Consider the following 19675-nt stretch of genomic DNA (forward strand, 5'->3'; position numbering starts at 1 on the left):
GAGGTGGGTGTTGTTTTATGGAGTGGCCGCAGGGCGCGCTGCGCCGGCATCTTCGGGTGAAGATGCGGCGTTTTCAGCAGGGGTGCCGCTGTCCATGGCTTGCCAGTCTTCGCCCCACAGTTCGCTGGGGTGGGGCGTGCGGTCGGAGCCATTGCCGCAGCGCAGGTCGGTGGCGGGGCAGTAGAGGTCACAGCCCCAGCACAGGCGTTCAGGGTGGGGCGGGTTGCTGGGGAATTTCTTGGCCATGGTGCCGCTCGCGGCATGGGGAGAATGCCCAGCCAGTATGCGCTGCAGTGGCTGTTGGGTGCTACGGCAAGCGACAGAAGATTCACCGCGGCTTGCCCTGTATCAAGCAATGGCTGTCTGCAGGCAACGCATGTTCGCACGGCACCGCACGGACCTGGCACCGTACCGTGCGAGCGCAGCGGGTGGCCGCTGGCATGGCCTGGACCCCAGGTGCCGCCCCGTGTGCCGGGCGGCACATCGCGGGTGCTCAGGCGGCGGTCAGCGCGCCGGGCATGGTCAGCTTGTCGGCGACCAGCAACTGCTGCATCTGGGCCTGGCTCATTACGCCCAGTTCCTCGGCCACGACCCCGATGGGTTTGCCGCTGGCAATGGCGGTTTTGGCAATCTGGGCGGCCCTTTCGTAACCGATCAGCGGGTTCAAGGCGGTCACCAGCGTCACCGAAGAGGCAATGCGCTCGTCCAGCACGCGGCGGTTGGCGACGATGCCTTCCACGCAGTTGACCTGCAGTGTGTGGCAGGCATGGGCCAGGTGTTGAAGGCTTTTGTGCAGGGCCCAGGCCATCAGCGGTTCGAAGGCGTTGAGCTGCAGCTGACCGGCTTCGGTGGCCATGGTGATGGCGACGTCGTTGCCAATCACTTCGAAGCACACCTGGTTCATCACTTCCGGGATCACGGGGTTGACCTTGCCGGGCATGATCGACGAACCGGCCTGGCGCGCGGGCAGCTGAATGTCGCCCACGCCGGCCTGGGGGCCGGAGGACAGCAGGCGCAGGTCGTTGCTGATCTTGGACAGCTTGACGGCAATGCGCTTCAGGATGCCGGAGATGTCGGCAAAGGCACCGGTGTCGCAGGTGGCGGCGATCATGTCGGCGGCCTTGACCACGGGCACGCCCGAGAATTCGGCCAGCTTCGGGATGACCACGTCGACATAGCCCACGGGGGCGTTCAGGCCGGTACCGATGGCGGTGCCGCCCATGTTGACCTCGCACACCAGGGGGGCGGATTCGCGCAAGCGCTTTTCATCGTCGGCAATCATGGAGACGAAGGCGTTGAATTCCTGGCCCAGTGTCATGGGCACGGCGTCCTGCAGCTGGGTGCGGCCGATCTTCAACACATCCTTGAATTCCACGGCCTTGTCCTGAAAGGCGCCGCGCAGTGCGGCAAGGGCCGCCAGCAGCTCCTGGATGCCGAACCAGGTGGCCAGCTTGACAGCGGTGGGGTAGGAGTCATTGGTGGACTGCGAGGCATTGACGTGGTCGTTGGGATGGATCACGTCATAACGGCCCTTGGCCAGACCGAGGTGTTCCAGCGCCCGGTTGGCGATGACCTCGTTGGCGTTCATATTGGTGGAGGTGCCGGCGCCGCCCTGGATCACATCCACCACGAACTGGTCGTGCAGTTGGCCGGCCGCCAGGTCGTCACAGGCCTTGGAGATGGCATCGGCCTGCGGGGCCGTGATGGTGCCCAGTGCCAGGTTGGCGTGGGCGGCAGCTTTCTTCACCAGGGCGTAGGCGCGAATCAGCTGGGGCATATGGGCCACGCTGTGGCCGGTGATGGGAAAGTTCTCCACCGCACGGGCGGTGTGGACGCCCCAGTAGGCGTTGTCGGGGATGTCCTTGGGACCCAAAAAGTCGCTTTCTTGGCGCATGGTGAGCAGATTGGCTGAAAAGAATAAAAAATCGGCTCCGGCACAGTGGGCCGGGGCCACGCGGGCGCAAGGTCCGGGCGTGGCAAAGCCCGGCTGATTGGCACTAAAACAGTGCAGTACCAAGCCGGGCTGTTGGGTGAAATTATGCTTAGAACGGATGAGAAGCCAAATTTTGCTGCATATCATGTCCATCGTCGCACTGTTTTGGTGCGATATGGGGAGTCCGTTTGACACGGTGCGAAAGCGTGCTCCACCGCACAGGGCATGGCTTTGCCGGGCTTCAGGGGGCGGACCCAATGGGATAGGCCGTGCTGGGCGGCGATGTGCTTGGCGCGGGGCTGCAAGCCCGTGCGCTGGTGAAAAACGGCACGGAACAGGAAAACGACTTGGGGGAAAGGGGCGTGCGCAACCCCGTTAGCGGGGATGCCTGACCTTGCCAGGGCGCGTGCCAACGGGGGCGATGGCACGCGACGGAAACAAAAAAGCCCACTTGCAGTGGGCTTTTTTTGTGGTGCGGATGCACCAATTGGTTGCGAGGGCTGGATTTGAACCAACGACCTTTGGGTTATGAGCCCAACGAGCTACCAGACTGCTCCACCTCGCGATAACTGGTTTTCTCTGATTCTGTGGTGCCCGGGGCCGGAATCGAACCGGCACGCCTTGCGGCGGCGGATTTTGAGTCCGCTGCGTCTACCAATTCCACCACCCGGGCAGCAATCAGGGAAGCGTGGATTATGGCACATTTATGCACATGCAAACGTATCCTTCGATTGAAAGCGTCATCGGCAACACGCCTCTGGTGGCACTGCAGCGCATCAACGCTGCCGCAAACGCGGAAAAAGGCAATGTGGTTCTGGGCAAGCTGGAGGGCAACAACCCTGCGGGGTCGGTGAAAGACCGTCCCGCGCTGTCCATGATCCAGCGCGCCCAGGAGCGCGGTGAGATCAAGCCTGGCGACACGCTGATTGAGGCCACATCCGGCAACACCGGCATCGCGCTGGCGATGGCGGCCGCCATCAAGGGCTACCGCATGGTGCTGATCATGCCGGAGGACCTGTCTATCGAGCGCGCCCAGACCATGAAGGCCTATGGTGCCGAGCTGATCCTCACGCCCAAGAGCGGCGGCATGGAGTACGCCCGCGACCTGGCCGACCAGATGGTGGCCCAGGGCAAGGGTGTGGTGCTGGACCAGTTTGCCAACGCCGACAACCCCCGCGCCCACTACGAAACCACGGGCCCGGAACTGTGGGCGCAGACCGGCGGCAAGATCACCCACTTCGTCAGCGCCATGGGCACCACCGGCACCATCACCGGCGTGGCCAAGTACCTGAAGGAGCAGAACCCGGATGTGAAGATCATCGGTGCCCAGCCCTCCGAAGGTTCGCGCATTCCCGGCATCCGCAAGTGGCCCGAGGAATATCTGCCCAAGATCTATGACGCCAGTCTGGTCGACGAGCTGGTCTATGTGAGCCAGGATGATGCCGAGGACATGGCCCGCCGCATGGCGCGCGAGGAAGGCATCTTCGCCGGCATTTCTGCCGCCGGTGCGTTGTGGGTGGCCCAGGAAATCGCCAAGCGCGAAACCAATGCCACCATCGTCTTCATCGTCTGCGACCGCGGCGACCGCTACCTGTCCACCGGCGTGTTCCCTGCGTAACAGCAGGCCTCCTGCCTGGCGGCTACACTGGCCGGGTTGATGCTCAAGATAGCAGTCTGCGCATGCTGCAAGCGTGCAGGCTGCTATCAAAAACTCAAACTCGCACCGGAACTTCCATGGCATTCGAAACCCGTTTTTGCTCGAACTGTGCCACGCCGCTGGAATGGATCACCCAGGCGGAAGACAGCGGCGATGTCAGCCGTCTGCGCTGCCCGGCCTGTGGCTTCACGCACTGGGGCAACCCCACGCCCGTGCTGGCGGCAGTGGTGGAAAACGACCGTGGCCAAGCCTTGCTGGCGCGCAATGCGCTGTGGCAGGAAGGCGTGTTCGGCCTGATCACCGGTTTCATGGAAGCCGGCGAATCTCCGGAAACCGGCATCTGCCGCGAGGTGCTGGAAGAAACCGGTCTGCAGGTCAAAGCCCTGCGCCTGCTGGGCAGCTGGGAATTTCTGCGCATGAACCAGGTGCTGATCGCCTACCACGTGCGCGTGGCGGGCAATCCCGACGATGTGCGCCTGTCTCCCGAGCTGCTGGAATACCGCTGGGTGACCCCCGAAGCCGCGCGCTGCTGGCCGGCGGGCACGGGCTATGCCCTGGCCCACTGGATCCGCGACAAGGGCGTGGAGCCACAATTCGGGGCCTTCCGTCCCGGCCAGAGCCCGGAACCGGATCCCGCCAAGTGGCCGCTGCGGCCATGGAGCGAAGATGCGCGGTTTCAGTTGCCGCCCACCCTGGCGTAACGCCCCCTGAGCCGCGATGCGGCTTCCCCTTCCCCCGTCTTTCCCCGTGGGCTGCTCCAGAGGGTGCCGTGTGCGCGATGGGGCAGCCCTTGTGCGTCGTGTGCGTCGCCCGCCCCCAGGCGTCGTGGTGCACTCACGCTTCGGAAGACGGTGGTGTGGAGCGTCACCCGTGGGGGCAGGTCGGTACCGCTGTCCGTCACAAGGCTGCTGCAGGCTTTCTACAATGGCCCTCCAGAGCAGCCCCCAAGGCTGCACTTTTGCGAGAACCCCATGCAGATTGACCAAGAAATCGACACCCGCGGCATGAACTGCCCTTTGCCCATCCTCAAGGCCAAAAAAGCCCTGTCGGGCATGGAGAGCGGCCAGTTGCTGAAAGTAGTGGCCACCGACACCGGTTCGTTGCGCGACTTCCAGGCATTTGCCAAGCAGACGGGCAACGAACTGGTGCACCAGGAAACCGTGGGCGACGAGTTCATTCACGTGCTGCGCCGCCGCTGATGCGTTAAAGGCGGGCTTCTGATCACAAAAGGCCTGCAATTGCAGGCCTTTTGTTCATTGTGACCGGGCAGAGTGTGCGGTCAGATGTCCAGGGTCTGGAGGTAGGCGCGGAACGAGGCGCCCACTTCCGGGTGCTGAAGTGCCAGTTCCACCGTGGCTTGCAGAAAGCCTTCCTTGCTGCCGCAGTCATAGCGCTTGCCGCTGTACTGGTAGGCGTAGACGGTTTCATGCTGCATCAGGCGCTCGATGGCATCGGTGAGCTGGATTTCTCCACCCACGCCCTTGGGCTGGCTGCGAATCTCGTCAAAGATGCGCGGTGTCAGCACATAGCGGCCGGCCACGCCCATGCGCGAGGGGGCCACTTCCGGTGCCGGTTTTTCCACGATCTCATCCACGCGCAGCAGCGGGCCGCCTGCGGGCTCGCCTTTGACAATGCCGTAGCGCTTGGTGTGTTCCAGCGGTACTTCCTGCACGGCCAGCAGCGAGCGGCCTTGCTTCAGGAAAGCGGCGGTCATCTGCGCCATCACGCCGGGGCCGCCGGGCAATCCGGTCATCAGGTCGTCGGCCAGGATGACGGCGAAGGGTTCGTTGCCCACCAGGGGCTCGGCGCACAGTACCGCATGGCCCAGGCCCAGCGACCGTGGCTGGCGCACAAACAGGCAGTTCATGTCGGCCGGGACGACGGCGCGCACCAGGTCCAGCATGGCCTGTTTGCCGGCACGTTCCAGCTCGTTTTCCAGCTCGTAGGCGGTGTCGAAATGGTCTTCGATGGCGCGCTTGCTGCGGCCGGTGACAAAGATCATGTCGCGGATACCGGCTTCATAGGCTTCCTCGACGGCGTACTGGATCAGCGGCTTGTCCACCACGGGCAGCATTTCCTTGGGTGATGCCTTGGTGGCAGGCAAAAAACGGGTGCCCAGGCCGGCGACAGGGAACACGGCTTTGCGCACGCGGTTCGGGTTGGTCATGACAAAACCTCAACAAATCCTCTACAAAAGGGAAAAAGGCGCTGTGACCGAAGCCGCAGCGCCTTCTGAGCTCAGCTTACCAGCGATCAGCCCAGGCGGGCCAGTTGTTCCTGGATGCGGGTCAGCGTGGCGCCAAAGTCGGCAACGCGCTTTTTCTCCTGCTCCAGCACCGCAGCGGGTGCCTTGGCGCAGAAGGCTTCATTGCCCAGCTTGCCGTTGGCCTTGGCGATTTCGCCTTCCAGGCGCTTGGCTTCCTTGGACAGGCGGGCCTTTTCGGCTTCCACGTCCACTTCCACGAACAGCGCCAGGCGGGCATCTCCCACCACGGACACGGGGGCGTTCTGCGCCTCGGTGGCCCAGGCGGCTTCGTCGTCGAACACCTTGACTTCGCTGAGCTTGGCCAGGTTCTTCAACACATCGGCATTGGCGCGCAGGAAGGCAGCGCCGTCGGCCGAGCCGGCCACCGTCAGCAGCGGCAGGCGCTGGGCGGGCGACACGCCCATCTCGCCGCGCAGGGCACGGCAGGCGTCCACCATCTGCTTGATGCGCGCCACATAGGCGATGGCGGCTTCGTCGATCTTCTCGGGCTGTGCCTCGGGGTAGGCGGCGATGGCGATTGAGGCACCGGCGCGGCCGGCCACGGGGGCCACCTTCTGCCACAGGGCTTCGGTGACGAACGGGATGATGGGGTGGGCCAGACGCAGAATGGTTTCCAGCGTGCGGATCAGCGTGCGGCGTGTGGCGCGCTGCTGGGCTTCGTTGCCGGTCTGGATCTGCACCTTGGCGATTTCCAGGTACCAGTCGCAGAACTCGTTCCAGACAAAGTCGTAGAGGGTGTTGGCGACGTTGTCCAGACGTAACTCTGCAAAGCCCTTGGCCACTTCGGCCTCGACCTTTTGCAGCTGCGAGACGATCCAGCGGTCGGGCTGGCTGAACTGCAGATAGCCGCCGGCACAGTCGGCCGCGGTGTGGTCCTGCAGACCGCAGTCATAGCCTTCGCAGTTCATCAGCACAAAGCGGGAGGCGTTCCACAGCTTGTTGCAGAAGTTGCGGTAGCCCTCGCAGCGCTTGCTGTCGAAGTTGATCGAGCGGCCCAGCGAGGCCAGTGCGGCAAAGGTGAATCGCAGCGCATCGGCACCGTAGGCGGGAATGCCTTCGGGGAATTCCTTTTGCGTGTTCTTGCGCACCTGGGGTGCGGTTTCGGGCTTGCGCAGGCCGGTGGTGCGCTTGTCCAGCAGCGGCTCCAGCGAGATGCCGTCGATCAGGTCGACCGGGTCCAGCACATTGCCTTCGGACTTGGACATCTTCTTGCCCTGTGCATCGCGCACCAGGCCGTGGATGTAGACATGCTTGAACGGCACGCGACCGGTGAAGTGCGTGGTCATCATGATCATCCGGGCCACCCAGAAGAAGATGATGTCGTAGCCCGTCACCAGCACCGACGAGGGCAGGTAGAGGTTGTAGTCATCGTCGGTGGCATCGGTCTGGTCGGGCCAGCCCATGGTGGAGAACGGCACCATGGCGGACGAGTACCAGGTGTCGAGCACATCCGGGTCGCGCGTGAGGGTCTTGCCGGGGGCCTGGGCCTGGGCTTCGGCTTCGTTCTTGGCAACGTAGAGGTTGCCTTCCTCGTCATACCAGGCCGGAATCTGGTGGCCCCACCACAGCTGGCGCGAGATGCACCAGTCCTGGATGTTGTTCATCCACTGGTTGTAGGTGTTGACCCAGTTCTCGGGCACAAACTGCACTTCGCCAGAGGCCACGGCATCGATGGCCTTCTGGGCGATGGACTTGCCGGTCGGATCCTGGTCGCTGACCTTGCTCATGGCGATGAACCACTGGTCGGTCAGCATGGGTTCGATCACCTGGCCGGTACGGTCGCAGATCGGCACCATCAGCTTGTGCTTCTTGATCTCGACCATCAGGCCCAGTTCTTCCAGGTCGGCGACGATGGCCTTGCGGGCCACGAAACGGTCCATGCCGCGGTATTTCTCGGGCGCTTCGTCGTTGATCTTGGCGGTCAGCGTCAGCACGCAGATCATCGGCAGCTTGTGGCGCAGGCCCACCTGGTAGTCGTTCTGGTCGTGCGCAGGCGTCACCTTCACCACGCCGGTGCCGAACTCGCGGTCCACGTATTCGTCGGCAATGATGGGGATGTGGCGGCCCACCAGCGGCAGGGTCACAGTCTGGCCGATCAGGTGCTTGTAGCGCTCGTCTTCGGGGTGGACCATCACGGCCACGTCGCCCAGCATGGTTTCGGGGCGGGTGGTGGCGACCACCAGATTGCCTTCACCGCTGGTCAGCGGGTAGGCGATGTGCCAGAGCGAACCGTCCTTTTCCTGGTTTTCCACTTCCAGATCGGACACGGCCGATTGCAGCACCGGATCCCAGTTCACCAGGCGCTTGCCGCGGTAGATCAGGCCTTGCTGGTACAGCTTCACAAAGGTCTCGGTCACCACCTTGGACAGCTTGTCGTCCATGGTGAAGTACTCACGGCTCCAGTCCACGGTATCGCCCATGCGGCGCATCTGCGTGGTGATGGTGTTGCCGGACTTTTCCTTCCACTCCCAGACCTTCTTGGTGAACTCGTCACGGCCCAGGTCATAGCGGCTCACGCCCTGGGTCTGCAGCTGGCGTTCCACCACGATCTGGGTGGCAATGCCGGCGTGGTCGGTACCGGGAATCCAGGCCGTGTTGTAGCCCTTCATGCGGTGGTAGCGCGTCAGCGAGTCCATGATGGTCTGGTTGAACGCGTGGCCCATGTGCAGCGTGCCGGTCACATTGGGGGGCGGCAGCTGGATGGCGAAATTGTTGCCCGCAGCGGTGGCTTCGGCGCCGGGCTGGCCCGTGCCGCGGTAGCCGGCGTTGCCGTAGCCGCGCTTCTCCCACTCGGGGCCCCACTGGGCTTCGATGGCGGATGGCTCAAAAGACTTGGAGAGGCTGTCGAGGCCTGGCTGGGCAATGGTGTCGCTCATGGCTGCGTGAAGGAAATCTGGAAATGCAAACGGCATCCACAGGGGATGCCGTCTGCAGGGAAAAAGACGGATTGCAATGATTTTAGCCAGCACCCCCGGCTGCGCGCAGGTCGGGGTCTATGGTGGAGTGCCAGATCGGTGCCGCATGCCAGCGGCATGCGCATGGTGTGCTGTGAAATCAGGAGCACACCATGCCGTTGTCCGCGTGCCCCTGGCCGTGCGCCTACGGCCGGCGCGCTCAGCGCTTGCCGCCGTATTCCGGTCGGTCGTTGTGCTGGGGCTTGAGGGGCGTGCTGCTGGCGCCGGCGGCGCGTTCCGCACGCCACTGCTGCTTGCGGGCGGTCCATTCGGCCAGGCGGGCATGGGCGGTGGTGCTTTCGCGTGCCATCTGCACGGCGTCGGCCAGCTGGGCCGATAGCTCCAGCCGGATGCCGTTGGGGTCGAAGAAATAAATGCTTTTGAAGATGTGGTGGTCGGTCACGCCCAGCACCTCCACACCGTGCGCCTGCAGGCGGGCCTTGGTGTTTTCCAGCTCCTGCACGCTGTCCACGCGGAAGGCAATGTGGTTGATCCACAGCGGGGTGTTGGGGGATGGCAGGGCTTTTTCGTCGTCGCCGATGTCAAAGAAGGCGATGAAGCTGCCATCGCGCAGGCGGAAAAAGAAGTGGGTGTAGGGGCAGTACTCACCCGTGGAGGGCACATGGTCGCTCTGGATGATGTGGTAGAGCGGCAGGCCCAGGATGTCTTCGTAGAAGTGGCGCGTTTCCTCTGCATCGCGCGCCTTGTAGGCGTAGTGGTGCAGCTGCTGGATGGCGGCAGGCGGTGGCAGCGTGGCCAGGTCCGGGCGGGCGCCGGTCGAGAGGCTGACCTGGGAGATGGCCTGGGGACTGGCAGAGGCGGTGGGCATGTGCAGCTCCTTTTACGTATATGCAATGCATTGCACTAAACGGAATTCTAGGAACTGACGGCGCTGTTGGGCAAAGAAAAACCCGCATGCCGGGAGGGCAGGCGGGTGGCAGGCACGGCTGCGTGGGCGGCCATGCAAGGCGGTCGGTGCAGGGCTTACTGCTTGACGGCTTCCAGCTGCAGCACCAGGCGCACGTTCTTGGCAAAGCCCCAGTCCACGCCGTAGTTCACACCCCACTGGGTGCGGTCGATGGTGGCTTCAAAGTCGCCGCCGCAGACTTCACGCTTGAGCATGGGGCTTTCGTAGCAGGTGAACTTGTTGGCCTTGATGGTGATGGGGTGGGTCTGGCCGTTCAGCGTCAGCTGGCCGGTCACTTCCTTGAGCTTGTCGCCGTCGAACACGAACTTGTCGGACACGAACTTGGACACCGGGTACTGGTCGGTGTTGAAGATGTCCTTGCTCTTCAGGTGCTTGTCGAAGGCTGCTGTGCCGGAGTTCACGCTGGTCATGTCCAGCGTCACTTCCACCTTGCCGGTCTTGGCGGCCTTGTCGAATTCCACGGCGCCTTGCTTCTTGTCGAAACGGGCGCGGTTGGTGGAGGCGCCGAAGTGGTCGATTTCGAAGGTGGCGAAGGTGTGGGTGGGGTCGATGGCGTACTGGGCCGGTGCAGCGTGGGCGGCGGTGGCGAACAGGCTGGCTGCAGCCAGAGCAAACAGGGTGGAACGCATGAAGGAATCTCCTGTGTGAAAAATGAATGAGAGAGGGAAAACGGAACCGTGAATCAATGGCTGCCTGTGTGCATGCCGCATTGCCCTGAACGCATCTTGGAAATCAAGATCGCGGTCCTATGCAGCAGAGCGGGTATGCACACCGGTGGCTGTCCAGAACGTCAGAGCTTGCCCACACCGGTCAGTGCCAGCTTGAACTGCACGGTGACTTCGTCGGCCACCATGGAGGTGTCGGCCCAGTCGCCATCGCCGATCTTGAACGACAGGCGCTTGAGCGGCAGGGTGCCGGCAGCGATGGTGGTGGCGCCCGATTGGGTCAGCACCACGGGCACGGACACCTTCTGGGCGTTGCCCTTGATGGTCAGCGTGCCGTCCACCTGGTACTTGCCGCCGCCCAGCGCCTTGACGGCGGTGGAATCGAACGTGGCCTTGGGGAACTTGGCGATGTTGAACCAGTCCGCGCCGAGCAGGTTGCTGTCGGTCTCCTTGGAGCCCATGGTGGCGCTGCCGGTTTCCACGGTGAAGTGGATCTTGCTGGTTTCGGGCTTGGCGGTGTCAAAGCTCACCTGCGCGTCGAACTTCTTGAACTGGCCTTGCAGGGGCACGCCCATCTGCTTGGCGGTGAAGTTGATGCTGCTTTGCGCCGGCACCAGGGCCTGGGCGGCCATGGCGGCGGTGCCTAGCAGGGTTGCACTGGCAAAGAAGGCGGCGCGGAAAGTGGTGCTGAAAGTCATGGTGAACTCCTGACGCTCGAAAAAAAACAGGGGACGAATTACGCGGCTTTGCCGGGCAGCATGCGGCGCAGCAGGCCGTCGCGGTCGATGAACTGGTGCTTGAGTGCTGCCGCAATGTGCAGGGCAATCAGGGCGGCCAGCGTGTAGGCGCTGATCATGTGCCAGGGCTTGAGGGCTTCGGCCAGTGCCGGATCGGCCGGCACGAAATTGGGCAGCTGCCACAGACCGAACCACACGATGGGGAAGCCGGCGGCCGAGCTGTAAGCCCAGCCCAGCAGCGGCACCGCAAAGAACAGCAGGTACAGCAGGTGGTGCACGCCATGGTGGGCGAGGTGCTGCCAGCGCGGCATCCCCGCGGCCATGGCAGCAGGCAGTGCGGGCGGGCGGTGGGTAAGGCGCCAGACCAGGCGCAGCAGGCTGAGCACCAAAATGGTGACGCCGGCCCATTTGTGCCAGTTGTAGTACTTCAGGCGTGCCGGGGAAAACGGCAGTCCGGTCATGTACCAGCCAAAGGCCAGCAGGCCGATCAGGCCAACGGCCAACAGCCAGTGCAGTGCGATGGCGGGCAGGCTGTAGCGGGTGGAAGCGGTGGGGGTGGGCATGGTTATGCGTTGTTTTTAAAGCACCTGGCAAGCGGCCATGAAGCGCGACAAGAGATGGAGTGTAGGAAGCAAAGGTGACAAAAAAGTTCAGGCAAATTGACGTGACAGTTCAAAAAGCTTGAATGCCGGAGTGGCCCGCAGTGGGGCCCCTGGCTCAGGTAAGCTCACCAGCCCTATGGCCCAGACCCTTGCTTCCCCCGCGCACAGTGAATTGATCATCAAGAAAAGCCGTTTCATCGGCTGCGTGCAGCCCATGCGCGACCGCGCCAGTGCCCAGGCCGCCGTGGATGCCTTGTGGAAGCAGCACCCGGCGGCGGCCCACATCTGCTGGGCCTTGCTGGCCGGCGGCCAATCTGCGGCGGTGGATGACGGCGAGCCCAGCGGTACGGCCGGCCGCCCGATGCTGGATGTGCTGCGCCACCAGGAGCTGGAAGGCGTGCTGGCCACCGTGGTGCGCTACTTCGGTGGGGTCAAGCTGGGGGCCGGCGGCCTGGTGCGGGCCTATACCGACAGCGTGGCGCAGGCGCTGATCGGCGCGGAAAAAATCACGCTGCAGCGCATGGCGCTGCTGCAGTGCGAGGTGCCCTATGCCATGGAAGGCTGGCTGCGCCGTGAAATCGCCCAGGCCGGGGCCGAACTGCTGCAGGTGCAGCACGGCAGCATGGTGGCCGCGCAGTGGACCTTGCCGGAAAGTGCCGCCTTCGCCCTGGTGGAACGCCTCAACGATCTGGGGCAGGGGCGGCTGGGCTGGCTGGAGCACTGGCCGGACTGACGCCGCAGGCAAAGGACGCTCCTTCGCGCCAGGCTGGCGCAGGCGGCGTTCCCTGTCCGTTGTCCGAAGTGGTGGACCAGGGGGCTTACTTGCCGTGCAGCGCCGCCTGCTTCCAGGCGTGGGCGGCTTCGTCGGGCGCTTCGTGGCGCTCGGCCAGAATGGCCAGGGCCGTCCAGGCGCTGTGCAGCAGTGCCTGGTCCTTGAGCTGCTGGGTAGACTGGCCCAGCAACTGCTGGGCCTTGCCCCATAGCTGGCGCTGCAGGCAGGCCATGCCGGCCAGGTACTGCAGGCGCGGGTTGTGCGGGGCATGCCGCAACGCCGCTTCGATGCGGCCCAGCCAGGCGGCGTCCAGATCGTCCAGGCTTTCCTGCAGGGCCAGGACCAGGCGGGTGCTGTGCTCGCTGTGCAGGCCCTGGGGCTGCTGCAACTGGGCCTCCCAGACCGGCAGCAGCCATTCGCGTGCAGTGGCGCTGTCACCCCCCAGGGCCACCAGGCGGCGGGCGGCGGGAATGGCCAACTCGGGCGCGCTGCGTTCGCGCGCTTCGGCTTGCAACCAGGCGTGCAGCAGCTGCCCTGCGTCGTGGGCGCTGTGGATCTGCTCCAGCAGCAGGCTGCGCAGCAGGCTGGCCGACGCTTCGGGCGAGAATGCCTTGTGCTTGGCCAGCAGGCGCGCGGTTTCCAGTGCCGGCTGGGTCTGCCGGGCCAGGCGCGTGGCCTTGAGCTTGATGCGCAGTGCAATCGTGCGGCGTGCCGCGCCATGGGGCAGTTCGCTCAGGCGTTCCAGTGCGCCACTGGCGTCGCGGTCGTCCAGTGCCCAGCGGGCCGAGCGCATTTGTGCGCCTTCGCGCAGCTCCTGCTGCTGGGTGGTGCCGTTCAGCGGCGCCAGATCCAGCGCGGCGTCCAGGTGTTCGTCCCGGGTGGCCCGGTCCTGCAGGGCATGGGAGCTGTCGGCCGCCGCCATGTGGGCGATGGTGCGCAGCTGCAGCCGGTAGGCCACCGTGGCCTTGTCCTTGTCCAGGCCGTCTTCCAGCGTGAGCGACTGCAGGGCCGCCTTGCGGGCCCGCAGGAAGCGGCCGGCATGCAGATGGGTCAAGGACTCCAGCAGGGCCTGGTGCATATTGCGTTCGCGTTGCTGCAGGCGCCAGCGCTTGGCCTGCAGCGGCAAGGTGACCAGGGCGGAAAAGCCGCGCAGGGCGCCATACAGAATGAAGAATGCCGCCAGCAACAGCAGCACCACCATGTTCAGGGACAGGTCCAGCCGGTAGGGCGGCCAGAACAGCATGACCGAGCCCTGGTTGTTGCCCGCAAACAGGGCGCCAGCCACAGCTAGGCAGAACAGACCGACAAACCACAATGCAGCGCGCATGCTGGGCCTCCCCGGTCAGCGGCTGGAAGCGGCTGTGGCCAGCGCGCTCAGCGTGTCGTTGATGGAAGGCTGCTCGGTCTGGCGCAAATGCGTCTGGATCTGCAGCATCAGGGCCTGGGCGCTTTGCGTGCGGCGGGACTGGCTGTCGAAGTACTTGGCCAGGGCGGTGTTGGCACTTCCCAGGTCGGAGCGTGCCGAGTCATATTGGCGCGCCAGCAGGCCCAGGCGGGCATTGAGCAGCTTTAGCTTGAGGTTCTCGCGCAGGAAGAAAGCCTGTTCGGGCGCCAGCAGCACGGCGTCCGGGTGGTCGATGCGACGGATGCGCACCAGATCGCGGGCTTCATCGGCCGAAGCGCTCCAGACGCGCTCGCCCCAATGCTTCCACCAGGCCCATTGGGTGGGGGTGACCGCCGCATCCAGCGCGGGCGGCAGCGGCACACCGGTGCTGGCGCTGCCCTTGGCCAGGTTGGGGGCCTGGGTCACGCTGTTGAGCATGGGGATCTCGTCCACCATGCGCACCAGCTCATCCAGCCGGGCCAGCAGGCCGGCGGTGTCGGTGACCGAGGCACGGGACAGGCGTTCCAGATCCTGTTCGATGGCGCGCTGTACCGGGGCCAGGCGCGGCTGGGCCGTTCGTTCCACACGCTGGGCCGAGCCTTTGAGGGTGGCCACCAGCGGTTCCAGGCTGCCGGAGAGCTGGGCCTGCTGCACGGCCATGCGCAGGGCGGATTCGAGGTCGATCAGCAGCGTCTCGTCGCGCGAGCGGGAGACGCTGTGCATCAGCTCTTCGAGCTGGGTGCGTTGCAGGGTGGCGTCCTGCATGCGGGCTTCCACCACGGCCAGGCGGCCGGTGGCGTCGCGCACCAGATCCTGGGACTCACGGGCAAGCGCACGGGCTTCGGTGGCCTGGGTGCCGGACTCGGCCGTCTGGCGTGCCAGTTGCTCCTGCATGCCATCCACCTTCTGCCACAGCAGCACGCTGCTGCCCAGGCCGGCAGCGGCCAGCACCATGGCCACCCAGGCCAGGGGCGAGGGACCGGTACCGGTGCGCACGGGGGCGCCTGGTGGCGTCGGGGGCTGCTCGGAAGATGGGGGGAAAGGAGGGTGCTGTGCGCCGTCGGTGCTCATGACCAGGATTCTATCGACGCAGACACACTTTCCACATCAGGCTTACATTCCAAAACATGGCCAAAGCCCGCGGCGCGTGCCGTGGCGGCGATGCGGGGGTGGGTGGCCAGCGCGCGCTGGCGGCTCCAGTCCTGTTTGGGGTACAGCTGCAGCAGGTGGGCAATGGCTTCCGAGCTGCTGAACAGCCACAGGTCGCGGGCGGCGCAGTGGGCTGCAAGGCGCTCCTGCAGTGCCGGGGTGGCTGCAGGGCATTGGCGGCTGTAGACCCCCACCAGCTCGACCTGTGCACCCAGGCTGCGCAGCTGGCTGGACAGCCATTCGCGGCCAGAGCCCTGGCTGTCGGTGGTGCTGTGGAGGCTGGCGCCGCGCACGATCAGCACGCGGTCGCCGGGGCGGATCTGCGGTGCCACGACGGCCCACAGGGATTCGGAATCGAACTGCCGCGCATCGGCGGGCGGACTGTCGATGGCGGAGGCCGCAAGGTCCGCCTGCTCCAGCACCTTGGCGGTGCCGGGGCCGGGGGCCCACAGGCGCAGGCCCTGGGCATGGACGGCCTGGGCCAGGAGGTCAGGCAGGTCGGGGGCGGCCAGCAGGCCGCGCACCGCATTCGGGCTGACAAACATCACGGCCCGGTAGCCCGCCAGTTCCTGGCCCACGCGCTGCAGCGCGGCCAGCGTGGCGGGATCGGCAGCGGGGGCAATGTCCAGCAGCGGCAGCACGGCGGCATTCAGGCCCCGGGCCTGCAGCAGTTGCTGCCAATGCAGCGCCTCCGGCAGGGGACGGGTCAGGATGACGGTGGGCCGCGCGGCCATCACTCCGCCTTGGCGGCGCAGCGGGCGCCCTGGGCCAGCAGCTGTTCGGCCACGGCATTGCCCAGGGCTTCGGCCTGGTCCAGCGTGGTGACGTGGGCCTGCTGGCGCACCTGGATCAGGGCCTGCACGCCTTCGATATCGCCCCAGGCGGCATCCAGCGTCAGTGTGCCATCGTCGGCCAGCAGGGCATGGGCGGCCAGCGGCACGGAGCAGCTGCCGCCCAGGCGGCGGCTGACGGCACGCTCGGCCGCCACGCGCAGCCAGGTGGGCATGTGCACCAGCGGCTGAAGTGCCGCAATCAGGTCCGTGCGGTCGCTGCGCACCTCGATGCCCAGTGCGCCCTGTCCGGCAGCGGGCAGCATGCTGCCCGGTTCGAATTCACAGCGGATGCGCTCGGCCATGTTCAGGCGCTTGAGGCCGGCGGCCGCCAGCACGATGGCGTCGTACTGGCCTTCGCCCAGCTTGCGCAGGCGGGTGTCGAGGTTGCCGCGCAGCGGCTCGATCTTCAGGTCCGGGCGCAGGGCCTGCAGCAGCACCTGGCGGCGCAGGCTGGAGGTGCCGACGACGGCACCCTGGGGCAGCGCATCCAGGCTGGCGTAGCGGGGGGAGACGAAGGCGTCGCGCGGGTCTTCCCGTTCCATCACGCAGGCCAGTACAAAGCCTTCGGGCAGTTCCATGGGCACATCCTTGAGGGAGTGCACGGCAATGTGGGCGCGGCCTTCTTCCAGGGCCACTTCCAGTTCCTTGACGAACAGGCCCTTGCCGCCGACCTTGGACAGCGAACGGTCCAGAATCTGGTCGCCCTTGGTGGTCATGCCCAGCAGCTCCACCTGGTGGCCACGCGCGCGCAGCAGGGCCTGCACATGTTCGGCCTGCCACAGGGCCAGGCGGCTTTCACGGGTGGCGATCACAAGAGAGGAAGAAGTGTGGGTAGCAGTCATGGGTTGTCAGCCTTCGGGGCAACTGGGAATGCTAGCATGCGCGCCGACACCATCCGCCACCTGGAGCCTTTTGCATGAATGCAGCAGCCCGCCGACGTTCCGAGTCCCCCACCACCGCGCCCGTCCGCCGTACCGACAAGGACCAGCCGCTGATTGACGATATCCGGCTGCTGGGCCGCCTGCTGGGCGATGTGATCCGCGAGCAGGAAGGTGCCCCCGCCTATGAGCTGGTGGAGCAGGTGCGTCAGCTGTCCGTGGCATTCCGCCGCGACGCGGACCAGGCGGCCAACAAGGCGCTGAAGAAGCTGCTCAAGGGGCTCACGGGCGACCAGACGGTCAGCGTGATCCGCGCCTTCACCTATTTCTCGCACCTGGCCAACCTGGCCGAAGACCGCCACCACATTCGCCGCCGCGAGGTGCACGAGCGCGCGGGCCACAGCCAGGAAGGCAGTGTGGAGGTGGCCCTGTCGCGCATCCGCTGGGAAGGGATCGACACCGATGCCGTGGTGCAGGCGCTGGCCGCCGCCTATGTGGCCCCGGTGCTGACCGCCCACCCCACCGAAGTGCAGCGCCAGAGCATTCTGGCGGCCGAGCAGGACATTGCCCGGCTGCTGGCCGAGCGCGACCTGATCCGAGCCCGGGCCCAGCTGTATGCCAGCAGCAAGGATGCGCTCAGCCCCAGGGAGCTGGCGCAGAACGAGGAGCAGCTCAAGGCCCGCGTGGTGCAGCTGTGGCAGACGCGCCTGCTGCGCCATGCCAAGCTGACGGTGGCCGACGAGATTGAGAATTCGCTGCGCTACTACGAGGCCACGTTTCTGCGCGAGATTCCACGTATCTACCGTGAAATGGAGCTGCAGCTCGATGGCAAGCGCATCCACAGCTTTCTGCGCATGGGCCAGTGGATCGGTGGCGACCGCGATGGCAATCCGAATGTGACGGCCGAGACCCTGGCGCTGGCACTGCGCCGCCAGTCCGAGGTGGCGCTGCGCCACTACCTGACCGAGGTGCACTTTCTGGGCACCGAGCTGTCGATGGCCGCGCGCCTGGCCGACGTTTCGCCCGCCATGCAGCAACTGGCCGATGCGTCGCCGGACCGCAATGCCCACCGCGAGGACGAACCCTATCGCCGCGCGCTGACCGGCATGTACGCCCGCCTGGCGGCCACGCTGCGCAAGCTGTCGGGCGGGGAAGCCGCCCGCCACGCGGTGGCGCCGCAAAACCCCTATGACACGCCGCAGGAGCTGCTGGGGGATCTGCGCACCATCGAGGATTCGCTGCAGCGCAACCATGGCGGGGCACTGGCAGCACAGCGCCTGTCGCCGTTGATCCGTGCGGTGGAAGTGTTTGGTTTCCACCTGGCCACGGTCGACCTGCGCCAAAGCTCGGACCAGCATGAACTGGTGGTGGCCGAACTGCTGGCGGTCGCCATGATCGAGGCCGACTACAGTGCGCTGGACGAAGCCGGCCGCCAACAGCTGCTGCTGCGCATGCTCAGCGATGCGCGCCCGCTGCGCGTGGTGGGGGCGGCGTACTCCGCACACAGCCAGGCCGAACTGGCAATCTTTGCCACCGCCCGCCAGGCCCGTGCCGACTACGGCGCCGAAGCACTGCGCCACTGCATCATCAGCCACACCGAATCGGTCAGCGATCTGCTGGAAGTGTTGCTGCTGATGAAGGAAGTGGGGCTGATGCGCGGAACGCTGGACAGCAGCGAAGCCGTGGCCGACATGGTGGTGGTGCCGCTGTTCGAGACCATTGGCGATCTGCGCCAGGCGGCGTCCATCATGCAGGCCTATTACGACCTGCCCGGCATTGCCGCGCTGTGGAAGCGCTCCGGCGCCGAGCAGGACATCATGCTGGGCTACAGCGACAGCAACAAGGACGGCGGCATCTTCACCAGCAACTGGGAGCTGTACCAGGCCGAATCGGCACTGGTGCAGGTGTTCGATCCGCTGGCGGCGCAGTACGGCATTCGCCTGCGCATGTTCCACGGCCGGGGCGGCACCGTGGGCCGGGGCGGCGGCCCCAGCTACCAGGCCATCCTGGCGCAGCCGCCGGGCACGGTGCGCGGCCAGATCCGCCTGACCGAGCAGGGCGAGGTGATTGCCTCCAAATATTCCAACCCGGAGATCGGCCGCCGCAATCTGGAAACCCTGGTGGCCGCCACACTGGAAGCCACGCTGCTGCAGCCCACCAAGCTGGCGGGCAAGCCTTTTCTGGTGGCGGCCGAAGCGCTGTCGCAGTCCAGCATGGCGGCCTACCGCAAGCTGGTGTACGAGACCCCGGGCTTCACCGATTACTTCTTCAGCGCGACACCGATCCGCGAGATTGCCGAGCTGAACATCGGTTCGCGCCCGGCCTCGCGCAAGCCTTCGCAGAAGATCGAAGACCTGCGCGCCATTCCCTGGGGCTTCAGCTGGGGCCAGTGCCGTCTCACCTTGCCGGGCTGGTACGGCTTCGGCACGGCGGTGCACGAGTTTGTCCATGCCAAGGGGCAGGACCCCGCCAAGCAGCAGGCCCTGCTGCGCCGCATGTGCAAGCAGTGGCCGTTCTTCCGCACGCTGCTGTCGAACATGGACATGGTGCTGGCCAAGAGCGATCTGGCGCTGGCATCGCGCTACAGCGATCTGGTGCCCGACGCCAAGCTGCGCAAACGCATTTTTGCGTCCATTCAGGCCGAATGGCACCGCACGGCCGAAGCGCTGGAAATGCTGACCGGCGAGAAGGACCGCCTGGCACACAACAGCGCGCTGGCACGCTCCATACGCCACCGCTTCCCCTACATCGACCCCTTGCACCACCTGCAGGTGGAACTGGTACGCCGCTGGCGCGATGGGGCGGGCGATGAGCGGGTGAAGATGGGTATCCATATCTCCATCAACGGCATTGCGGCAGCGCTGCGCAACACGGGCTGACAGGGCCTTTGCGGCGCCCGCTGCGGCGCTGTGTGCCG

17 protein-coding genes and 2 tRNA genes are annotated in these 19675 nt (G+C 65.5%); 5 read left to right on the forward strand and 14 right to left on the reverse strand.

The genetic code is table 11. From position 1 onward, the window contains the following. Window positions 1-15 precede the first annotated feature (15 nt). The 4 genes from CT3_RS04060 to CT3_RS04075 all read right to left on the reverse strand — a co-directional run bounded on the left by CT3_RS04060 (window position 16) and on the right by CT3_RS04075 (window position 2606). A complete protein-coding gene (locus CT3_RS04060; protein ID WP_066540669.1) occupies window positions 16-246 on the reverse strand; it encodes a DUF3079 domain-containing protein in 231 nt (76 codons plus the stop codon). Between the two features lie 247 nt (window positions 247-493). Next, window positions 494-1894, reverse strand: coding sequence for an aspartate ammonia-lyase (locus CT3_RS04065; RefSeq protein ID WP_066540671.1), 1401 nt, complete (start codon window positions 1892-1894; stop codon window positions 494-496). Between the two features lie 527 nt (window positions 1895-2421). Further along, window positions 2422-2498 (reverse strand) — tRNA-Met (locus CT3_RS04070). Between the two features lie 23 nt (window positions 2499-2521). After that, window positions 2522-2606: transfer RNA gene (locus CT3_RS04075), tRNA-Leu, on the reverse strand. 39 nt (window positions 2607-2645) lie between these two features. Here CT3_RS04075 and cysM point away from each other — a divergent pair. The 3 genes from cysM (at window position 2646) to CT3_RS04090 (ending at window position 4789) form a co-directional block, all read left to right on the forward strand. After that, complete coding sequence (gene cysM, locus CT3_RS04080; RefSeq protein ID WP_066540674.1) at window positions 2646-3551, forward strand: cysteine synthase CysM; 906 nt, start codon at window positions 2646-2648, stop codon at window positions 3549-3551. A gap of 116 nt (window positions 3552-3667) precedes the next feature. After that, complete coding sequence (locus CT3_RS04085) at window positions 3668-4291, forward strand: NUDIX domain-containing protein (RefSeq protein WP_066540676.1); 624 nt, start codon at window positions 3668-3670, stop codon at window positions 4289-4291. A 270-nt stretch (window positions 4292-4561) separates the two neighbouring features. Continuing rightward, on the forward strand, window positions 4562-4789 hold the full coding sequence (locus CT3_RS04090; protein WP_066540678.1) for a sulfurtransferase TusA family protein: 228 nt from the start codon (window positions 4562-4564) through the stop codon (window positions 4787-4789). 80 nt (window positions 4790-4869) lie between these two features. On the opposite strand, the gene galU is transcribed toward CT3_RS04090, so the two are convergent. From galU to CT3_RS04120, 6 genes are all read right to left on the reverse strand, one after another. After that, the gene (galU, locus tag CT3_RS04095) at window positions 4870-5757 is read right to left on the reverse strand and encodes a UTP--glucose-1-phosphate uridylyltransferase GalU (protein ID WP_066540680.1); all 888 of its coding nucleotides are present in this window, start codon (window positions 5755-5757) and stop codon (window positions 4870-4872) included. Between the two features lie 86 nt (window positions 5758-5843). Beyond that, complete coding sequence (locus CT3_RS04100) at window positions 5844-8732, reverse strand: valine--tRNA ligase (protein ID WP_066540682.1); 2889 nt, start codon at window positions 8730-8732, stop codon at window positions 5844-5846. 238 nt (window positions 8733-8970) lie between these two features. Continuing rightward, complete coding sequence (locus tag CT3_RS04105) at window positions 8971-9639, reverse strand: VOC family protein (protein WP_066540685.1); 669 nt, start codon at window positions 9637-9639, stop codon at window positions 8971-8973. 155 nt (window positions 9640-9794) lie between these two features. Then, complete coding sequence (locus CT3_RS04110; RefSeq protein WP_066540688.1) at window positions 9795-10367, reverse strand: YceI family protein; 573 nt, start codon at window positions 10365-10367, stop codon at window positions 9795-9797. Between the two features lie 161 nt (window positions 10368-10528). Beyond that, window positions 10529-11101, reverse strand: a complete 573-nt coding sequence (locus CT3_RS04115) for a YceI family protein (RefSeq protein WP_066540691.1) — start codon at window positions 11099-11101, stop codon at window positions 10529-10531. Window positions 11102-11139: 38 nt separating this feature from the next. Continuing rightward, window positions 11140-11703: a cytochrome b gene (locus CT3_RS04120; RefSeq protein WP_066540693.1), complete on the reverse strand. Its 564-nt coding sequence runs from the start codon at window positions 11701-11703 to the stop codon at window positions 11140-11142. Between the two features lie 175 nt (window positions 11704-11878). On the opposite strand from CT3_RS04120, the gene CT3_RS04125 reads away from it, so the two are divergent. Then, window positions 11879-12475: an IMPACT family protein gene (locus CT3_RS04125; RefSeq protein ID WP_066540695.1), complete on the forward strand. Its 597-nt coding sequence runs from the start codon at window positions 11879-11881 to the stop codon at window positions 12473-12475. Window positions 12476-12560: 85 nt separating this feature from the next. Here CT3_RS04125 and CT3_RS04130 read toward each other — a convergent pair whose 3' ends face one another. The 4 genes from CT3_RS04130 to hemC are packed head-to-tail and all read right to left on the reverse strand — an operon-like array spanning window position 12561 to window position 16722. Beyond that, on the reverse strand, window positions 12561-13841 hold the full coding sequence (locus CT3_RS04130) for a heme biosynthesis HemY N-terminal domain-containing protein (RefSeq protein ID WP_066540697.1): 1281 nt from the start codon (window positions 13839-13841) through the stop codon (window positions 12561-12563). A 15-nt stretch (window positions 13842-13856) separates the two neighbouring features. Then, window positions 13857-14969 carry a uroporphyrinogen-III C-methyltransferase gene (locus CT3_RS04135; protein WP_066540700.1) on the reverse strand — a complete coding sequence of 371 codons (1113 nt, stop codon included), beginning with the start codon at window positions 14967-14969 and terminating at the stop codon, window positions 13857-13859. Then, window positions 14966-15781: a uroporphyrinogen-III synthase gene (locus CT3_RS04140; protein ID WP_066540702.1), complete on the reverse strand. Its 816-nt coding sequence runs from the start codon at window positions 15779-15781 to the stop codon at window positions 14966-14968. Before CT3_RS04140 ends, CT3_RS04135 begins: the two co-directional genes overlap by 4 nt. Then, window positions 15781-16722, reverse strand: coding sequence for a hydroxymethylbilane synthase (gene hemC / locus CT3_RS04145; protein ID WP_066540703.1), 942 nt, complete (start codon window positions 16720-16722; stop codon window positions 15781-15783). Before hemC ends, CT3_RS04140 begins: the two co-directional genes overlap by 1 nt. 74 nt (window positions 16723-16796) lie before the next feature. Between hemC and ppc the strand changes: the two genes are divergently transcribed. Continuing rightward, window positions 16797-19637 carry a phosphoenolpyruvate carboxylase gene (gene ppc, locus CT3_RS04150; RefSeq protein ID WP_066540712.1) on the forward strand — a complete coding sequence of 947 codons (2841 nt, stop codon included), beginning with the start codon at window positions 16797-16799 and terminating at the stop codon, window positions 19635-19637. The last annotated feature ends 38 nt before the right edge of the window (window positions 19638-19675 follow it).

The sequence above is a fragment of the Comamonas terrigena NBRC 13299 genome (assembly GCF_006740045.1).
Classification (GTDB): domain Bacteria; phylum Pseudomonadota; class Gammaproteobacteria; order Burkholderiales; family Burkholderiaceae_C; genus Comamonas; species Comamonas terrigena.

Excerpts from the sequence above, each read along its gene's own strand:
- CT3_RS04065 (WP_066540671.1), bottom strand. The coding sequence starts at position 1,894 with ATGCGCCAAGAAAGCGACTTTTTGGGTCCCAAGGACATCCCCGACAAC.
- ppc (WP_066540712.1), top strand. The coding sequence starts at position 16,797 with ATGAATGCAGCAGCCCGCCGACGTTCCGAGTCCCCCACCACCGCGCCC.
- CT3_RS04060 (WP_066540669.1), bottom strand. The coding sequence starts at position 246 with ATGGCCAAGAAATTCCCCAGCAACCCGCCCCACCCTGAACGCCTGTGC.
- CT3_RS04110 (WP_066540688.1), bottom strand. The coding sequence starts at position 10,367 with ATGCGTTCCACCCTGTTTGCTCTGGCTGCAGCCAGCCTGTTCGCCACC.
- CT3_RS04115 (WP_066540691.1), bottom strand. The coding sequence starts at position 11,101 with ATGACTTTCAGCACCACTTTCCGCGCCGCCTTCTTTGCCAGTGCAACC.
- CT3_RS04120 (WP_066540693.1), bottom strand. The coding sequence starts at position 11,703 with ATGCCCACCCCCACCGCTTCCACCCGCTACAGCCTGCCCGCCATCGCA.
- CT3_RS04135 (WP_066540700.1), bottom strand. The coding sequence starts at position 14,969 with ATGAGCACCGACGGCGCACAGCACCCTCCTTTCCCCCCATCTTCCGAG.
- CT3_RS04125 (WP_066540695.1), top strand. The coding sequence starts at position 11,879 with ATGGCCCAGACCCTTGCTTCCCCCGCGCACAGTGAATTGATCATCAAG.
- cysM (WP_066540674.1), top strand. The coding sequence starts at position 2,646 with ATGCAAACGTATCCTTCGATTGAAAGCGTCATCGGCAACACGCCTCTG.
- hemC (WP_066540703.1), bottom strand. The coding sequence starts at position 16,722 with ATGACTGCTACCCACACTTCTTCCTCTCTTGTGATCGCCACCCGTGAA.
- CT3_RS04100 (WP_066540682.1), bottom strand. The coding sequence starts at position 8,732 with ATGAGCGACACCATTGCCCAGCCAGGCCTCGACAGCCTCTCCAAGTCT.
- CT3_RS04130 (WP_066540697.1), bottom strand. The coding sequence starts at position 13,841 with ATGCGCGCTGCATTGTGGTTTGTCGGTCTGTTCTGCCTAGCTGTGGCT.
- galU (WP_066540680.1), bottom strand. The coding sequence starts at position 5,757 with ATGACCAACCCGAACCGCGTGCGCAAAGCCGTGTTCCCTGTCGCCGGC.
- CT3_RS04085 (WP_066540676.1), top strand. The coding sequence starts at position 3,668 with ATGGCATTCGAAACCCGTTTTTGCTCGAACTGTGCCACGCCGCTGGAA.
- CT3_RS04090 (WP_066540678.1), top strand. The coding sequence starts at position 4,562 with ATGCAGATTGACCAAGAAATCGACACCCGCGGCATGAACTGCCCTTTG.
- CT3_RS04140 (WP_066540702.1), bottom strand. The coding sequence starts at position 15,781 with ATGGCCGCGCGGCCCACCGTCATCCTGACCCGTCCCCTGCCGGAGGCG.
- CT3_RS04105 (WP_066540685.1), bottom strand. The coding sequence starts at position 9,639 with ATGCCCACCGCCTCTGCCAGTCCCCAGGCCATCTCCCAGGTCAGCCTC.